The 17,364-nt window shown below is 72.2% G+C and carries 11 protein-coding genes and 1 pseudogene; 8 read left to right on the top strand and 4 right to left on the bottom strand.

Features of this window, described 5'->3' with window-relative positions:
* Together AB0E07_RS08265 and AB0E07_RS08260 are read right to left on the bottom strand one after the other, a co-directional pair.
* Nucleotides 1-2,100: a helix-turn-helix transcriptional regulator gene (locus AB0E07_RS08265; protein WP_362247535.1), complete on the bottom strand. Its 2,100-nt coding sequence runs from the start codon at nt 2,098-2,100 to the stop codon at nt 1-3.
* 35 nt (nt 2,101-2,135) lie between these two features.
* The gene (locus tag AB0E07_RS08260; protein WP_362247534.1) at nt 2,136-2,516 is read right to left on the bottom strand and encodes a hypothetical protein; all 381 of its coding nucleotides are present in this window, start codon (nt 2,514-2,516) and stop codon (nt 2,136-2,138) included.
* 114 nt (nt 2,517-2,630) lie between these two features.
* On the opposite strand from AB0E07_RS08260, the gene AB0E07_RS08255 reads away from it, so the two are divergent.
* A complete protein-coding gene (locus AB0E07_RS08255) occupies nt 2,631-3,119 on the top strand; it encodes a GNAT family N-acetyltransferase (RefSeq protein WP_362247533.1) in 489 nt (162 codons plus the stop codon).
* Between the two features lie 87 nt (nt 3,120-3,206).
* Entirely contained in the window at nt 3,207-4,115 is a 909-nt protein-coding gene (locus tag AB0E07_RS08250) for an alpha/beta fold hydrolase (RefSeq protein WP_362247532.1), read from the top strand.
* Nucleotides 4,116-4,155: 40 nt separating this feature from the next.
* Here AB0E07_RS08250 and AB0E07_RS08245 read toward each other — a convergent pair.
* Nucleotides 4,156-4,538: pseudogene (locus AB0E07_RS08245) on the bottom strand (endo alpha-1,4 polygalactosaminidase); the annotation flags it as partial.
* A 179-nt stretch (nt 4,539-4,717) separates the two neighbouring features.
* Between AB0E07_RS08245 and AB0E07_RS08240 the strand changes: the two are divergent.
* The 6 genes from AB0E07_RS08240 (at nt 4,718) to AB0E07_RS08215 (ending at nt 13,031) form a co-directional block, all read left to right on the top strand.
* Nucleotides 4,718-5,659, top strand: coding sequence for a hypothetical protein (locus tag AB0E07_RS08240; RefSeq protein ID WP_362247531.1), 942 nt, complete (start codon nt 4,718-4,720; stop codon nt 5,657-5,659).
* 179 nt (nt 5,660-5,838) lie between these two features.
* Nucleotides 5,839-6,282 (top strand): peptidase inhibitor family I36 protein, encoded by a 444-nt coding sequence (locus AB0E07_RS08235; RefSeq protein ID WP_362247530.1) that lies wholly within the window; start codon nt 5,839-5,841, stop codon nt 6,280-6,282.
* A 221-nt stretch (nt 6,283-6,503) separates the two neighbouring features.
* Nucleotides 6,504-10,637 carry a WD40 repeat domain-containing protein gene (locus AB0E07_RS08230; RefSeq protein WP_362247529.1) on the top strand — a complete coding sequence of 1,378 codons (4,134 nt, stop codon included), beginning with the start codon at nt 6,504-6,506 and terminating at the stop codon, nt 10,635-10,637.
* 213 nt (nt 10,638-10,850) lie between these two features.
* On the top strand, nt 10,851-11,747 hold the full coding sequence (locus AB0E07_RS08225; protein ID WP_362247528.1) for an NlpC/P60 family protein: 897 nt from the start codon (nt 10,851-10,853) through the stop codon (nt 11,745-11,747).
* A 210-nt stretch (nt 11,748-11,957) separates the two neighbouring features.
* Nucleotides 11,958-12,236 (top strand): hypothetical protein, encoded by a 279-nt coding sequence (locus AB0E07_RS08220; protein ID WP_362247527.1) that lies wholly within the window; start codon nt 11,958-11,960, stop codon nt 12,234-12,236.
* Nucleotides 12,237-12,293: 57 nt separating this feature from the next.
* Entirely contained in the window at nt 12,294-13,031 is a 738-nt protein-coding gene (locus AB0E07_RS08215; RefSeq protein WP_362247526.1) for a VOC family protein, read from the top strand.
* 46 nt (nt 13,032-13,077) lie between these two features.
* On the opposite strand, the gene AB0E07_RS08210 is transcribed toward AB0E07_RS08215, so the two are convergent.
* Nucleotides 13,078-17,352, bottom strand: a complete 4,275-nt coding sequence (locus tag AB0E07_RS08210) for a CHAT domain-containing protein (RefSeq protein WP_362247525.1) — start codon at nt 17,350-17,352, stop codon at nt 13,078-13,080.
* Nucleotides 17,353-17,364 lie beyond the last annotated feature (12 nt).

The following is a 17,364-nucleotide window of genomic DNA, read 5'->3' as shown; positions in this document are numbered from 1 at the left end:
CTACTCGCCTTCGTCCAGGACGGCGTCGCCGCCCTTGATGTGGCGGGCCGGGTTCAGGCCCTGTTCCATCAGGTCGACGGCCCAGGCCATCGGCTGGACCCCTTCCAGTTTCGCCAGGCCCGGTGTGGGGCCGAGGCGGAATCCGCCGGGCTGCGGCTTGCCGAACGCGTCGTAGGGGAGGAAGGCGAGCGGGGTGTCACCGGCACTGGGGTAGACGACGCAGTCGGAGAGCACCGCCAGGGGGTACAGGCCCGTCATCCTCACCATGTTGGCGAGTTTGCGGTGCATGTTGACGCGGGCCTTGCTGATCACGGCGGCCCGGATGTCGGGACGCCAGGTCGGGCGTTCCAGGGCCGGCCACCGCTCCCCCGCCTTGTAGTGCCTGCCCTGGGGGCGCTCGCGGAGCTTGCCGACCCCGCCCTTGATGGTGGCCTTGATGGCCGACAGTACGGCGGCGAGGGCCGGGTCGGTCTGCTTGTGGTGCTCCATCGCGGCGAGGAACTCGGCGTCCGTCAGGTCCGCGGTGACGCCGAGGTCGGCGAGGGTGTCGACGTAGGCGTTCTTCAGGCGGTCGTGCCAGGGGTCGAGGTAGGCGCCTCTCTCACGCCGCAGGTAGGCCTCGATCGGGGTGACGTCGTAACCCAGTTGCTGGGCGTACGCGACGGTGTGCGTCTGGTACCAGGCGGGGCCGGTCGGGCGGGTGCCGTCCGGTGTGAACGGGCTCGGCAGGCGCGGGTCCAGGTCGATACCGGACAGGTCGACCAGCCAGCTCCCGGGGATCTTCGGGTTGAACACGGGGGCGTGGAAGTGGTCCGGGGCGGACAGGCCGACGGTGAGGCGGGCGGCCGCGGCCAGGAACGCCGTGTTGAGGTCGAGGCCGACCGCGTACGGCAGGGTGCATTCCTGGGCGGTGAGGAGGTCGACGTCGCGGACCCATTGGTACGCCTCCTCGTTGAGGAAGCCGCCCTTCCAGCCGGAGTCGACGACGACGGGGTGCTCCTGCGTGGCCTCCGGTGGCGCCGGGTCCATCGGCTCCACCCCGAGGCTGCCGGGGTTGTGGCCGGACATCCAGGTCCCGGTGGCCTCGTCCCGTACGGCGCGGGTGGGCGGGCGCAGGGCCGTCATCAGCTCCAGTCCGGACACGGCCGTCGAGCCGCGCGGGGTGATGACCCGGGTCGCGTACACGCCCAGCACGCGGGCGATGTCGGCCGGCTCCATGTCCGTCACGCCGGGCCAGGCGCGCTCGTCGAGGGCGTCCCAGGAGAGGATCGCGAGCTGGACGCACTGCCGGTCGCGGCCCTGGGCCTTGCGGTAGATCCGCGGCCAGGGTCCGAAGCCGCGCTGGGTGAGCTGCCACTTCGCCTTCGTCACCTGTTTGACGACCGGGTGGTCGGCGGGCAGGCGCAGGGAGCGGCGCTGCTCATGGCCCTCCAGGCGCTCCGGCAGCCCGAGCCTCACCGCGGCCGACGCGGTGAGCACGACGAGCGGGTCGGAGTCCTTGCCGTAGCGGTGCAACTGCGCCGCGCCCAGGCCGGACTCGCGCAGCGTCCACTCCACCAGCTCGGGGACGGTGCGCGCGGGGCAGTCGAGCACGATGCCGTCGATGCCGTAGGCGGAGCCGTCGCCGTCCAGGACCGCGAGCGGGCCGTGCGGGAACCTCGGATCGGCACCGGCGGGTCCGGCCGTCCTCTCCTTCGCGACCGGACGGCTCGCCGCCTTCGGGCGTGCGGCCGACGGGGAGGGAGTCTCCTCTTCCTCGGGCGCAGGAGTCGGGGCCGGGGCCGGAGGTGCATCCGGCGGGGGCGCCGTTCGCGGAACAGCGGCCTCGGGTCGCGCTGGAGCGGGGTAGCGGCTGGCGAGGCCTTCCAGAAGGCGGCGGTACGCCTCCAGCCGCTCCGCCCTGGGCTCGGCCCGCCCGGCCTCCCAGGCGTCGATACTCGGCACGCGCACGCCCAGTGCCTGCGCGACAGCCGCCTGGGTGAGGCCGGCCGCCTCGCGCAGCCGCACCCGCTCGGCGGGAGCCGGCAGCACCGTGCCGCCGTCGACGGCCGCCAGCAGGGAGTCGATCGCGGTGAACAACTGCGGCGGCTGCTCCGTCATCCGCGGCTGCTCCGTCGTCCGCGGTTCCTCCTCGTTCACCGCACCCCCTGGCGAATCTCTTCGAGCCGGGTCATCAGTCGCTGATAGCGCTGCGAGGCGGCCTGGGAGGAGTTCAGCCCTTGGTGGCGCGCGATCTGCCGCCAGTCCATGCCACAGCGCCGGGCCTCGATCACCACCTGGGTCTCCAGCCGGTCCAACTGCTCACGCAACCCCTCGAACAGCCCCAGAGCGGCACCCACGTCGTCCGGGAGCGCGGCAGGCCGGCTGTGATCGCCGTTCCCCGTCGCGACGGCCGCCAGCAGTCGACCCACCAGCGAGGCGTCCTCCCCGACCTGGTGCGCGACCGTACTCTCGTCGTCGGCGGGGGCCAGCAGAGACAGGCGGTCGCGGGCCTGCCGACGGTCATCACGTGCCATAGCGGAAGACTATCGCAGCGGGCAAACAAGACAACGAAGCGTTGTTCCGTTGCACCGAAATGCCTTGCGCCCCGAATGACCGGCGTGAATGCTGGCTCGCCGGAGGTGCCGAGGATGACCCACGTCGTAGTGCGGCTGTCGGCCCGCGATCTGACGCACGCCGACTTGGCGTCATGCGGGTGGGCGGGGACGGAACTCCACCTGGCCCGCGTCGCCGAGCAGTTGGAACGGGCCCGGACCGGCGAGGTCGACTACCTCGCGATCTGCGCCGCGAGCGACATCCCCGTGGCCAAGGGCGGCGTCGACTACCAGGTCAAGGAAGGCGTCGGCACGCTGTGGCAGTTGGCCGTCCACCCGGCCTTGCAGTCGTGCGGGATCGGCACGTTCCTCGTCGAATCCGCCGAGCAGCGGATCAGGAACCGCGGACTGCGGCAGGCCGGGCTGGCCGTGGAGGACGACAACCCCCGAGCACGCGCGCTGTACGAACGACTGGGTTACGTCTCCTACGACCGTCGACCGGACTCGTGGGACGTGCAGGCCCCTGATGGATCATTGCGCCGCTACGAGACCGTCTGCACGCTGATGCGGAAGGAACTCTCGTAGCACAGCTCCGCGACGACAGGGAGAACAGGCAGGTCAGACGCCAATAATCTGCGTGCGCTGCACCGTGGGCCGTGGCAGGCTCCCCGTATGCCCATCGTTGACGTGTCCGCCGAAGTGTCCCTCGCGTACGAGACCTTCGGGGACCCTGCCGACCCGCCCGTCCTGCTCGTGATGGGCTTCGGGGCGCAGATGCTCGCCTGGCACGAGGACTTCTGCCGGGCGCTGGCAGCGCGCGGCCGGTACGTGATCCGGTACGACAACCGTGACTGCGGCCTGTCGACCAGGTTCGACGATCACCCGGTCGACATGGGCGCGTTCATCGCCGCCGTGAGTTCGGGAGACGTTCCCGCCGCCCTCGCGATGGTTCCGTACCGGCTCTCCGACATGGCCGACGACGGCCTGGGCCTGCTCACCGCGCTCGGCATCGAACGCGCCCACGTGGTCGGTACGTCGATGGGCGGAATGATCGCCCAGACGATGGCGCTGTCCTCCCCCGAGCGGGTGCTGACCCTGACGTCGATGATGTCCTCCACCGGCGAGAGCGAATACGGCCAGGCGGGCCCCGAGGCCCAGGCCGTCCTGTTCACTCCGAAGCCCGCCGACCGCGAGGGACATGTCGCGGCGGCCGAGAAGGAACTGGTGTGGGCCTCCAGGCGCTACGGTGACGCCGCCGTCCTGCGCGAACTCGCCGCCGACAGCTACGACCGCGCCTACCACCCCGCCGGAACCGGCCGACAGCTCGGCGCGATGATCCTCAGCGGTTCCCGCGCGGACGCCCTGCGCGAACTCCGCGTGCCGACACTCGTCATCCACGGCCTGGACGACACGCTGATCGACCCCAGCGGCGGCCGGCGCACGGCGGAACTGGTGCCCGGAGCGGAACTCCTCCTGATCCCCGACATGGGTCATGACCGCCCACGCGAACTCTGGCCCCGGCTCATCGACGCCCTCACCACCCACACCGGTCAGCAGGCACATCCACGCGACCGCGCCTGACGGACACGCCAGGCGGGGTTCGACGACCAAGAGACCACGCTCAGCAGCTGCGGAAGACGTACTCCCCCGAGCCTCGGACCGCGAGGTCCAGGTCCCGCCGCACGATCCCGAGCTTGCCTCCGAGGCCCGAGCAGGCCCGGCCGAAGCCGCTGTCCCCGTACTCGATCACGAAGACGCGGTGGGCGTACGCCTTGGCGTAGTCACCGCACTCGTCGTACTGGTCGCACTCCTCGGCGACCGCGAAGTCGAAGCCGATCTTCTTGCCACTCCTCAGAGGTCGACCGTGTTCTTCTGGCCGATGGCCCGCTTGTACAGACCCTTCGCGGGCTTGGCCGACCGGTCGCGCGACACGGCCGTCACGCCCTTGGCCGGGGTGTACGCCCCGCCGATCTGGTGGTCGAACGTGGCGTTCGGCTTGGGGAGCGGAGCTGACGCGTTGCCCCTGTCGCGGTGTTTCCGCAGTCCGCGGGGTGTTTCCTCGTCGGCGTGCGGGAGGGCAACAGGAAACCCGTCGACCCCGGTCCGCCGCGGGGCAAGTCTGGATTCGTCAGCGGCGACGACACCCGGCGCCGAGACGGACGAGGCCGAGGGAGGTGGAGACCATGCGACGGACACCCCGTTATCCGAAGCTGCGCCTGTGTCTGGTCATGGCGGCCACCGCGGCCTTCACGGCGGGATGCGCGGAGGGCGACGGCGACGGCGGTGACCGAGGAGGCGCCGACCGGCAGCCGCGCCCGCCGGCCCTGACCTGGCAGCAGGAACTGCGCACCAGTGACGCCCTGCAACACCTCACGGCCGAGTGCATGCGCCGCCAGGGCTTCAGCTACTGGGAGGACCGCACGCTGACCCTCCAGGAGAGCCGCCCGGTGCGCTACGTGCAGGACGACGTGGCGTGGGCCCGTACCCATGGATACGGCGGGCGGATCGACGTGAAGAGCCAGCAGGCCCGTGAGGACAACCCGCTCGGTGCCTACCGCCGGAGTCTCTCCGCGTCCCGGCGGGCGGCCTTCGACACGGCGCTGGACGGCGGTGGGGACGCCCGTGTCCTCACGGCACCGCTCCCGGGCGGCGGGGAGATCCGCAAACGCAGCGGCGGCTGCATGGAGGAGGCCGAACGCGAGCTCTACGGCGACCCCGCCGAATGGTTCCGCACAGGCAAGATCGCCGCCGGTCTCAACGCCCTCTACGGCGCGGACCTGATGGCGGATCCCCAGCTCACCGACCGGCTCCGGGCATGGGCCCGGTGCATGGAGAAGGCGGGCCACTCCTACGCCGATCCGCAGGCGGCCCGTGACTCCGTCCGGGTCGACACCAGCCGGCTGGGGGCGGCCCGCGCCGACGAGGCGTTCGCCGCCGAGCGGCGGACCGCCGTCGCGGACGCGACCTGTGCCCGCGAGACCTCCCTCAAGACCGTCGCCTCGGCCCGGGAGACCTACTACCGGGACCGCCTGCGCGACCGGTTCGGCAAGGACCTCGACGCCTACCGCGGCCTCTCCCGGCAGGCCTACGACCGGGCGGTGCGCATCGTCGCGCAGCGCGACTGACCACCGCGCCCCCGCGAGGCACCGGAACACCGGCCACGACACGCCCACGGCGCACCGACGCGCCCGCGGCGCACACCGACCACCGGCGGCGGCACACCGGGCCCCGGCCCGGAACACCGCCGCCGGCGCACCACCGCTCGACCCACGCATCACAGAACAACGAAACGAGGGGAAACACCATGCGCAAGTTCACCGCCACGGCAGCGCTGCTCGGGCTGACCGCCCTGGGCGTTCTCGTGCCCACCGCCACCTCGCAGGCCGCCGTCGCCGGCCCCGGCTGCGACAGCAAGTGGGGCCCGCGCAACGGCAACATGTACGCCTGGCAGGACCTGGACTGCTCGGGCGCCCAGCTGATCGTCGCCGCGGGCAACAGCTCCAACTGGGGTGCCGGTTCCAACGACAAGGCCACGTCCGTCATGAACCGCGGCTTCACCGGCGGCCTCGACCACGTCGCGTTCTACGAGAACGACAACTACGGGGGCGGCCACGCGTGTCTCGCCCCGGGCGAGCTGTACGCCGACAACCTGACCGACAACCGCTTCACCAACGGTGTGGGGGCGAACGACAACATCACCTCGCACCGCTGGGTGGCCAGGAGCGCCTGCGGCGCCTTCCTGACCTGATCTCCGCCTGATCGGCTCACCGGCGATTCGACAAGCCCGGAACTGACCACCCGGGCCTGCCCGTTCCCGACCTGGAGCCTTGCACGAACGTCCGGGACCGCGACGCGGTTCCGGACGTTCGTGTTTTCGCCACTCCGGGTGAACGGCGTGACCGTCCCGACCGACCCGACATTAACCTGGGCATCCGCTGTCGCACGGCCAGCACTGCCTTGGGGGACACCTTGGGGGACCCACGGCTCGGAGACGATCCGAACCGCCGCAACGACCGGGAGCGGACCGCGCCGACCACGCCGTCCCTCCCCGCACAGCAGTCCTTTCCCGCCCAGCTCAGACGCTTGCGGCGGGAGCGCGGACTGTCGCTCACCGACCTGGCCCGCCGCACGCACTACAGCAAGGGCTACCTCAGCAAGATCGAGACCGGTACGAAACGCGCCACCGTCGACGTCGCCCGGCTCTGCGACCAGGTCCTCGACGCGGAGGGCGAGTTGCTGCGGCTGGTGCGGCAGGCGACGCCCCGTGACGGGGACCGCGGATCCGGGCCCGTCCCCGAGCCCATCCCCGGGCACGGGCACGGGCCCGGGTCGGCGGAAAGTACGTGCCCCTACCGCGGTCTGTCGGCGTTCACCCCGCAGGACGCGGACTGGTTCTTCGGCCGGGAGGACGCGACGGCCGCACTCGTGGAGCGGCTCTTCGAACGGATCGGCAGCGGACCGCTGATGCTGGTCGCTCCTTCGGGGGCGGGCAAGTCCTCCCTGCTCAACGCCGGACTCGTCCCCGCCCTGCGCCGCGGCGACTTCCCGATGCCGGGCGCCGACCGCTGGCCGGTGGTGCTGCTCACTCCCACCTCACGCCCCCTGGACGAACTGCTGGAGCGGACCGCCAAGGCCTTCGGCGCCGACCTCGGCCTGACCGCAGCGGAGCTGCGGGAGAATCCGGCGGCCCTCCTCGACGCCCTGCGCACCAGAGCCGTACACGGGACCCTCCCGGCCGGGACCGCAGACGGCGAGGTCACGGACGGCCCGCCGCCCGTACCGCACGACCGTCAACCCCCGCCCCCTCGGCCCGTCCTGATCGTGGACCAGTTCGAGGAGTTGTTCACCCTCTGTGCCGACGAGGAGGAGCGGCGGGCGTTCGTCCGGGTGCTGCGGGCCGCCGCTGCCACCGGGCCGGAGCCGGACGCGCACCCGCCGGCCGTCGTCGTCCTGGGGGTCCGCGCCGACTTCACCGGCAGTTGTCTGGGGCTGCCCGAACTCACACCGGTCCTCACCGACGGCCTGTTCGTCCTGGCCCCGATGTCCGTGGCGGAGTTACGGGAGGCGATCGCCCGCCCCGCCGAACTCGCCGGTGTCACCCTGGAACCCGGCCTCCTGCCCCTGCTGCTGCGCGACGCGGGACTCCGTGACACAGCACTCCGCGAGTCGGGGCCCCGTGACGCGGGACTCCGTGACGCCGGACTCCGTGACCCAGGTCTGCGAGACGCCGGACTGCTCGATCCCCCGGTACGCGACACCGTGCTACGCGCCCCCGCACCGCGCGACGAACCCGGCCCGGTCGGCCACGGCACCGTACGAACCGGCCTCGGCGGCACCGACCTGGCCCCGTCCGGCGCCCTCCCGCTGCTCTCGCACGCGCTCCTCTCCACCTGGCAGCGCCGTACCGACGCCGCGCTCCTGACGGTCGCCGGGTACGAGCGGGCCGGCGGCTTGCAGGGCGCCATCGCCCGCACCGCCGAGACGGTGTTCGCCCGGCTCTACCCGGCCGAGCAGAGGACGATCCGCCGCATCCTGTCCCGGCTCGTCCTCGTCGCGGACGGGGCCGGCGCGACCCGTCGCCGGGTGAGCCGGGCCGCCCTGCTGGAACAACTCGGCGACGCGGACGGGACGGCCGCCGCCCTCGACGCCTTCGTCGGGGCCCGGCTCATCACGCTGGACAGCGACACCGTCCAGATCACGCACGAGGCACTGCTGCACGCCTGGCCCCGCCTTCGGGACTGGATCCACGCCGACCGCGCCGCACTCCTCCTCCATCAGCAACTGGCGCACGCGGCAGCCGAATGGGAAGGCGAGGACCGCGACCCCTCCGCCCTCTACCGGGGTGCCCGGCTGGAAGCGGTACGGTCCTGGGCCGAGGAGTCGGACGGATGGAGCCGCCTCGGACCCGGCGAGGAAGCCTTCCTCAGGGCGAGCCAGACCGAGGAGAACGCCCGTCGCGGCCAGGCCCGACGCCAGCTCCGGCTGCGGCAGTCCCTGCTCGCCACCCTCGCCGTCCTGCTCTGCCTCGCGGTCACCGCGGGCCTGCTCGCCTACCAGCAGCGGGAAGGCGCCCGCGCACAGGAGCGGGCCGCCCGATCCCAGGCCCTCGCGGTGCGCTCCGCGTCCCTCGCCGGCGGACGTCCGGAGGCGTCGATGCTCCTCGCCGGAGAGGCGTACCGCACCGACACCACCGCCGAGGCCCGCGGCGCCCTGCTCAGCACCCAGTCCCAGCCGTTCTCCGCACGCCTCGACGGCTACCGGGGGCCGGTCAACGCGGTCGCCTTCGCACCGGACGACCGGACCCTCGCGACGGCCAGCTCCGACGGCACCGTGACCCTGCGCGCCACCGGCGGCGATCACCGTACGCTCGCCACCTTCACCCTCCCCGGCCGCGTCCGCTCGGTCGCCTTCTCCCCCGACGGCCGGACGCTGGCGGCGACCTCGACCGCCGGACCCGTCACCCTCTGGGACATCACCGCCCGCCGCCGCACCGCCCTGCTGGCCACCGATACCCAGGGCGCCCGGGCGCTCGCCTTCGACCCGCGCGGCAGGACGCTCGCCGTCGCCGCCCCCGACGGCACGGTCCAGCTCTGGGACACGCGGCGCGCACCCCGGCGCACGGCCTCGCTCACCGGCCACGAGGGCCGGCTCCACGCCTTGGCGTACGCCCCCGACGGCAGAAGCCTCGTCTCCGCCGGCGCCGACCGGACCGTACGGGTGTGGGACACCGACGCTGCCCGGCGGCTCGCCGTGCTCAAGGGGCACACCGACGAAGTGCTGGGCGCCGCGTTCTCCCCCGACGGCGAACAGGTCGTCTCCGGCGGCAGCGACCGGACGGTACGGCTGTGGGACGTAGGCGGGCGGAGGGCGATCACGACGTTCACCGGAAGCAGCGACGACATCAACGCCGTCGCGTACACGCCCGACGGCGCGACGGTGATCGGCGCGGTCGGTGACGGCACGACCCGGCTCTGGGACGTGCGGGGCGGCCGCCAGACCTCCGTCCTCGCCGGTCACACCGACTACGTCATGGGTGTGGCCGTCACCTCCGACGGCACCCTGCTGGCCACCGCCGGCTTCGACCAGTCGGTGGTCCTGTGGAAGCTCGGCGGGCCGGTGCTGACGGCACGTCCGTTCACCGAGGTATGGCAGGCCGTGTACAGCCCGGACGGATCGCTGCTGGCCACCGCCGACACCGACCACACGGTCCGGCTCTGGGACGCCCGTGACCACCGGCTCCTCAAACGCCTCACCGGCCACACCGAGACGGTCTTCTCCATCGCCTTCGCCCCTGACGGCAACACCCTCGCCTCGGCGGGATCCGACGGCACGGTCCGCCTCTGGGACGTGGCCGCGCGCAAGCATCTGGCCACGCTCACCGGCCACACCGGGGAGGTCTTCTCGGTGGCCTTCGCCCCCGACGGCCGGACCCTCGCCTCGGCCGGCGCCGACCGGACGGTGCGCCTCTGGGAGCTGGCCTCCCGACACGGCGTCGCCACCTTCGAGGGCCACGAGGACTACGCCAACGCCGTCGCGTTCAGCCCGGACGGCCGCACTCTGGCCAGCGCCGGCGACGACCTGGCCGTACGGCTCTGGGACGTCCGCTCGCACCGGGCCCTGGCCGAACTGACCGGCCACACGGGCGCGGTCCGGGGCGTCGCCTTCGGGCCCGACGGACGCACCCTCGCCAGCAGCGGCAACGACGGCACCGTACGCCTGTGGGACGTCCGCGAGCACCGCTTCGAGGCCGCTCTCACCGGTCACACCGGCTCCGCGCGCGGGCTCGCCTTCTCCCCCGACGGCCGGATGCTCGCCAGCAGCGGAAACGACCGCACCGTACGGCTGTGGGACGTCTCGCGGCGGCGCACGTGGGCGACCCTCACCGGACACACCAACGCCGTATGGGGCGTGGACTTCGCCCCGGACGGCCGGACCGTGGCCAGCAGCAGCACCGACGGCACGGTACGGCTGTGGGACCTCGACCCCGGGGCCAGGCTGACGGAGATCTGCCGACTGAGCACGGGCATGACCCCCGCCGAACGCGACACCCTGCTGCCCGACATCCCCCTGTCGGCGCAAGCGGCGAACTGCCGAGACACCTGACGCACCGGCTCCGCATCCGCTGCTGCGAACTGCCTGGCCGGAGGCTGTTTCCCAGGTGTTTCCCGGTTGCCCATCCGGTTGGGGCGACGCCCGGATCTCGACGCGCGGGGCGCCCCACCAGCAGGCTGCGTCACGACCGCACCCACGCTCGCTCCAGCGATCGCCCGATCCGCAATCGGTGATCCATTCATGACAGGAAACGGGGGTCCCGGCATGGTGAGCCGGACCGCACGCACGCGCACCTTCATCCGCACCCTGATCGCACTTCTGGCCGTCGCCCTCTGGGTACCGCCGGCCCTCTCCTCCACAGCACAGGCGGCTCCGGCCGCCGCCCCCGCCGCCGACTGCCGCGCCCTGGCGCCCGGCGCCTCCGCCGCCGCCGAGCGCGCCATCGCCGCCGCGTGCGCCGAGGTCGCGGCCGGCACCTGGTACACCTGGGGCGGCGGCCACGGGGCCCAGCCCGGTGCCACGTACGGACAGGTCGACCCCACCGACCCGGCCAGTGAACACGACCCCGAGCGGCGCGGCTTCGACTGCTCCGGCCTCGTCCGGTACGCCTACGCCCAGGCCGCGGGCTCGGACATCCTCAACGGGGTCGCGAGCCAGCAGTACTACACGCATCGCGCCGCCGCCCGCTTCACCGCGGCCCAGGGCCTCGCGCCGCTCCTCCCGGGCGATCTCCTCGCCTACGGCACCGAGCAGGACCTGCACCACATCGCCCTCTACCTCGGCGCCGGCAGGATGGTCGAGGCGAGGCAGTCCGGTACCAAGCTGATGGTGAGCGACGTCCGCCTGGGCAACGGCTACTTCGGCGCGGTCCGCGTGAACACCGGCCAGGTCACGGGCCATGTCCACCAGACCTGGGGCAACGGCGTGTGGACCAAGGCCGAGCCCGGCCTCTCCGCCCGCCGCGTCTACGCCTTCCCGTACTCCACCACCATCCGCGTCCACTGCCAGAAGCACGCGGAGTGGGTCTCCGCGGAGGGCTACGAGAACGACGTCTGGTCCTACCTCCCGGACTACCGGGCCTGGGTCACCAACATCTACATCAAGGGCCCGGCCTGGCTGGAGGGAGTGCCGGACTGCAACCAGAGCCCGCCGTCGCCGTGACCTGTCATACGGACTGACCTGTCGTACGGAGTGGCCCCACGCGCCCCGGCCCGAGGTGCGCCGGCCTCCCTCGCGGCCTGCTTGAATGCGAGGGTGATCGAATGTGCCTTGGGTGGGGTCGCGGTGGCCTGTGCGGGATGGCTGGTGCACCGGAAGCGACGGCGGAGGTCGACCGCGATCGCCGACGGTGAACCGGCCGGGGTGCCCTGCATGCTCAAGTGGTCCGCTCAGGGATCCCGCTGGAAGGCCGGACGTCTCCAGGTCGGTGCTGGTCCCCTCACCTGGAAGGCGTCCTTCGGCAGGCAGGCGGCCGCACTGCCGACCGATCTGCGCCGAACCGGGGTGCGTCCGCCCTCCGTGCGGGAGGCGATGGGGGTCAACCCGGGCGCAAGGATCGTGGAATGCGAGTCGCACGACGGCGTGGTCCTGATCGCGGTCATGCCGGAGGACCTGCGTCACGTGATCGACGCTCTGGAGGGCCCGTCCTAGTCCTCCTCCGAACAATTGATCGTGACGGCCGGGGTGGCTGACCTTAGGATCCACCGCATGGCGACACGACTCGTGCAGATCAACATGAAGGCCCAGGACGACTCCGCACTCGGCCAGTTCTGGGCGGAGGCGCTCGGCTGGGGTGTCGACAGCGAGGCACCCGGCGTGACCAACCTCGAACCCGTGGGACTCCCCTACCCCGACCCCGCGGCCCTCTTCATCGACCTCGTTGCCCGCCCGGAACCGAAGACGGTGAAGAACCGGGTGCACCTTGATCTGGCGACCACCTCGACCTCCCACCAGGAGGAATTGGTCGCACGTCTGCTGAACCTCGGCGCGACCCTCGCCGACGTGGGCCAGGACGACGTCCCGTGGACGGTCCTGGCGGACCCGGAGGGCAACGAGTTCTGCGTGCTGGAGCCCCGCCCGGTCTACCAGGACACCGGCCCGATCGCCGCGGTGGTGGTCGACTGCGCCGACCCGCGCGCGATGGCGCGGTTCTGGGACGACGCGCTGGACTGGACGCTGCACGAGGTCGCCGACGACCACGCCACGATGCGCTCGTCCAAAGGCGTCGGCCCCTACCTGGAGTTCGTCCGCACCCCCGACGCCAAGACCGTGTGGAACCGGGTCCACCTCGACATCTGCCCGTACCCGGGCGACGACCTGGAGGCGGAGGAAGCCCGACTGCGCGGCCTGGGAGCCGGCGACCCCGGGATCGACCAGTCCACGATCCACTGGAAGATCCTGACCGACCCGGAGAACAACGAGTTCTGCCTCCTCACACCCCGCTGATTTCAGGAAGCCGGTCGACACAGGTGCCCCCGCACACCCATGCCGCTCATGGACCCCAATGGGTGTGCGCCGCCCACAGGGTGGGCGTGCCCGGGTAGCGGTCCCGCAGGCGGCGTGTGGCGTGGTGCAGGGCGACGGCGCTGCGTTCCACCTGCGGTGGGCTCGTGCCGTCGTCGGTGAGGTGGCCGTAGAAGTCCGTCGCCAACTCGATGGCGGTGCGGTCGTCGACGGACCACAGGGTGCCGATCACATGCCGGTAGCCCGCGAGTTGGAACGCGGCCGTGATGTGCAGTGCTTCGTCGGCCAGGTCGGGGGCGGTGACGCTGGTCTCGCAGGCGGCCAAGTAGGCGAGAACTCCGTCCAGATGAAGACTGCTGATGTCCGCGACGGTCAGTGGTGTGTGAGCGTGGTCGGGCAGGATCAGCCTGCTGCGGCCCGGGTCGGCTCCGTCGGCCAGCGCGTGGCAGGCGAAGTGGGCGATGCGGTGTCCGTGCAGGGCTTCGAGCACGGTGCCGCGCGTAGGTTCGGTCAGCAGGTGGGCTCCGGGGACGAGCGCGCTGATGGCACGCGCCTCACCGCGGACCCCGGGCAGTGGGCTGTCGGACAGGTCCGGGACCGGTACGACCACGGTGGTCAGCTCGTCCGCGTCGGCGCCGCGGGCACGGGCGTGCTCCAGTGCGCCGACCGTGGTCGTGTACGAGGACACGACGCGGTCCAGGACCGTTCGCGGAGCCGCGGTCTCGCCCCCGTCCGGGTTGGGCCCTTCGGCGTGGTGACCGGCCGCGTGCAGCGGAAGGAAGGCCATGATGCCGACCGGACACCACCAGAGCCTGGGCCACGGCCGGCCGGGGGCCGGGCGGACGGTGTGACCGATCCGGGTCAGGACCGGTTCTGCGACCACGTCCCACAGCCATTCCAGGACATCGAGAACGTCGCGCTGGGACGTGATCCGCCGCCGAGGATGGACCGTGGGATCCGCTGCACGCCGGTGCGCGGCGCGCAGACGGTTGGCCTGTTCGTACGCCTCCGCGCGGGTCAGTCCCGGCAGGGGTACGACTTCGACGGGCGGGTCGGCCGACGCGGTGAGGATGAGAGCGTCGCAGCGGGTGGCGCCGGCGCTGATGAAGACGATGGGGCCGTCCTGCGCCTGGCGGGCCAGCCGCGCGGCGCTCGGCGCCTGCAGGAAGTCCGCGAACCCGGGCCGCTGTCTGATCTCAGCGATCAGATCCTGCCATGCCCGGTGGGCCTCGACGCGTTGCTCGGACCTGTGCAGCGCGGACGAGTGGTGGCTCTCGCTGTCGATGCTCCCCGCTGCTTCCCCTGCCCACTCCGCCACCGGACGCGGGGGATCGAGTCGGGCGAGGCGGGCGCGCAGCCTGTCCAGGCTCTCGGACAGTTCGGGTGCGTGGGCGCGCAGACGGGTCTGCTCATCGCTGCGCCGCGCCAGGACGTCGGCCGAGAGAACACCTCGCGTCCGTTCGAGCAGTTCGACCGCTCGGATGGGCTGCCCGGCGTGGAGCGCGGCCGCCGCGGCCTCGCCGGGGAGTTCGTTCAACTGGCCGAGCTGGTGCTGCCGGTCCGGACGCGCGAGGCTGAGCGGGGCGAAGGTCTCCACCAGGTGCACCGCGTCCTCGATGGCCTGGAGTCCGGCCCGGGACCGGGAGGCGACGGGGCCGGCCACCCGCGCGTACCGTCGATACCCGGAGATGCGCAGGAACGTGGTGGCGGCCCGGCTGTCCCCGGCTTCCCGATAGCAGCGCAGCGTCTCGTCCAGCAGGTCCGGGGCGGCCGGGCCGCCACCCGTCTCCGCTCGGGCTTCCAGGGCGTGTCCGAGATTGATCAGGAACTCCGCCCGCTCGGGGTGGTCGTGGGCGGTGAGCCGCACCGCGTCGCGTGCGGCCTCGACGGCTTCGTCCAGGCCCGACCCGTCGAGGAAGGGGAGACTGGACAGCAGTTGGGAGACGGCGCCCCGCACGGGGTTCTCGAATCGAGCGGCATCCTGGACGCTCACGGACGACACCGCGTTCTTGTGGCCGATCAGCAACACGGTGGCGAGGATGTTGAGTTGGGCCGCCGCGTTGGAATGCTCACGGGGAATCAGTGCCAAGGCCTCCCGGGCGAGTTTCACCGCCTCCAGCAGCACCTTCATCTCCTCGGTGCGCTCGTAGTGCATGCGTAGCAGGCTCACCAGGCCGATCAGACGCCCGGCTCGGGCGGGGTGGCGGCCGGGTGTGGTCCGCAGGGCCCGCCGCTGCACCTCGATCGCCTCGTCCAGCACAGCCGGCCGCTCGGTACGCATCCACAGCACCTGCAACGTGCTCGCCAGGTTGTTGAGATACATGGCGTGGCGCGGGTGTTCGTGCGGGACCAGAGCGGTGGCCTCCCGCTCGGCCCGTACGGCTTCCTCCAGCAGTTCGGTGCGGTTCACTCGGACGTAGAGGGTCCGGAGCGCGCCGCCGAGACCGGTCAGGTACGTCGGCCGGTTGGAGTCGTCCGCGGCGGCTCGGGCCACGGACTTCCTGCTGGCGTCCACGGCCTCCTCCAGGTCGGCCATGCGCGCGGTGCGCGCGAACAGGCGCTGGAGAGCGGCGCTGAGATTGTTCAGGTACTGGGGGTACTGGGGTGCGCCGACAGGGGTGACTTCCACTGCTTCCCGCTCACAGGCAACGGCGGTCCGGAGCAGGTCGGTTCCGTCGCCGTGCGGTGAGTCCGCGCTGCTGGTCCGGCCGTGCAACTGGGCCAGCGCGCCCCCGAGGTTCGTCAGCCGGCCGGCGCGACGGGGATGGTCCCGAGCGGTGGCCTCGACCGCTTCCCGCCCGCACCGCACCGCCTCCGCCAGGTGTTCCGGATCACCGGCGTGCTCGAACAGCATCTGGAGGAGCGTGCAGAGCTGGTCCAGCCGGTCGGCGCGTTGGGGATCCTCGGGCGGCAGGGCTGCCGTGGCCTCCCGGACGACCGAGACGAGTTCGTCCAGTACGTCCGTCCGTTCGTGAACGTGGAAGAGGGCTTCGAGGGTGGTGGCCAGGAGGTTGAGGTCCGCGGTGCGGCTGGGGTGCTCGGGCGGGGTGTGGGCCAGCGACTTGCGCAGGGCGTCGGCCGCGTCCTCCATGTCCTCGGCGCGGCCGGACCGGGAGTGGCGCAGGTGGAGTGCCAGGGCCAGGTGGTTGAGGTGCCGGAAGCGGTGCGGGTGGCCGTGCGGAGCGGTCTCCAGTGTCTCCCACGCGATCCGGACCGTCTCGTCCGCCAGTTCGGGGCGAGGCTCGCGCAGGGACAGTTCGAGGAGCGCGGATCCGAGGCTCTCCAGGCGGCGGAGGCGGGCCGGGTCCCCTGCCGGGGTGCGCCCGACCACCTCCCTCCCTGCCTCAACTGCCTCTCCGAGCAGGCCGGGACGCCCGAGCTCGCGGTGCGCGGCGGTCAGGGCGATGCCCAGATTGACCAGATACATCGTCCGGTCCGGGCCGTCCGCAGGGGTGACGGTCACCGCTTCGCGTATCGCACCCAGTGACTCCTCCAGCGCGTCGAGCCGACCGGTCGCCTGGTATTCGCGACCGAGCGCACCGGCCAGGCAGCTCAGTACCGAGGCGCGTTCCGGGGAGTCGGGCGGCAGTGCGTCCAGCGCTCCCCGCACGGCCTGGACCGCTTCCGCGTACGCGCGTGGCTCCCCACTGCGGTCGGCCCGCAGTCCCAGGAGGTGGTCCAGGCTACTCACCCGCACGGCGTAGCCCGGATGTCCGAGGGCCGCCCGCAAGGCCGCACGCTCCGTCGCGATGGCTTCCGTCAGAACCTCCTGATTCCTGGTCCTTCCGTACAGGTCCCGGAGGCAGACGCCCAGGTCGTTCAGGCGGACGAGGCGGTCGGCGTCGCCGTTCGGGGTGCGGGCGACAGCCGCACGGAAGTAGGTGGCGGCCGAGCGCAGGTCCTGCACCTCGCCGGAACGGCTGAACGTGGCCACCATGGCCCTCGCCTGCCGCCCCAACTCCTCCGGGCTCCCGTGGGCCAGCGGTGCCATGCCGGAGTGCGAACGGAAGAGGGTGCGCAGTGGTTCGGGCACGCGGTCGGGGTCCGCCCAGAAGACGGGCAGCATGAACCGCAGAACGGAGTCCATGGCCTCCAGGCCGGAGCGCTCGTCGAGGGCCAGAGAACGTAACCAGTGGTACATGCCCAGGAGTCGGAACGCCTCGACGTCCGTTTCCATCGTGACCAGGGCCGTGAGGCGCGCGGCGCTGCGTTCGGCCTCCGGCTCCAGAATCCGCGCGGGCTTGGCCACGGAACCTTCCACGCACTGCTGAAGAGCGGCGAGCGCCCCCGTACGATCCGACACGTCAGATCCCCC

The sequence above is a fragment of the Streptomyces sp. NPDC048002 genome, from assembly GCF_040653275.1.
GTDB lineage: Bacteria > Actinomycetota > Actinomycetes > Streptomycetales > Streptomycetaceae > Streptomyces.
This window is presented reverse-complemented; position numbering and strand designations above follow the sequence as displayed.

Coding starts and splice junctions, on each gene's coding strand:
- AB0E07_RS08265 (WP_362247535.1), bottom strand. CDS start 2,100: ATGACGGAGCAGCCGCCGCAGTTGTTCACCGCGATCGACTCCCTGCTG.
- AB0E07_RS08260 (WP_362247534.1), bottom strand. CDS start 2,516: ATGGCACGTGATGACCGTCGGCAGGCCCGCGACCGCCTGTCTCTGCTG.
- AB0E07_RS08255 (WP_362247533.1), top strand. CDS start 2,631: ATGACCCACGTCGTAGTGCGGCTGTCGGCCCGCGATCTGACGCACGCC.
- AB0E07_RS08250 (WP_362247532.1), top strand. CDS start 3,207: ATGCCCATCGTTGACGTGTCCGCCGAAGTGTCCCTCGCGTACGAGACC.
- AB0E07_RS08240 (WP_362247531.1), top strand. CDS start 4,718: ATGCGACGGACACCCCGTTATCCGAAGCTGCGCCTGTGTCTGGTCATG.
- AB0E07_RS08235 (WP_362247530.1), top strand. CDS start 5,839: ATGCGCAAGTTCACCGCCACGGCAGCGCTGCTCGGGCTGACCGCCCTG.
- AB0E07_RS08225 (WP_362247528.1), top strand. CDS start 10,851: ATGGTGAGCCGGACCGCACGCACGCGCACCTTCATCCGCACCCTGATC.
- AB0E07_RS08220 (WP_362247527.1), top strand. CDS start 11,958: ATGCTCAAGTGGTCCGCTCAGGGATCCCGCTGGAAGGCCGGACGTCTC.
- AB0E07_RS08215 (WP_362247526.1), top strand. CDS start 12,294: ATGGCGACACGACTCGTGCAGATCAACATGAAGGCCCAGGACGACTCC.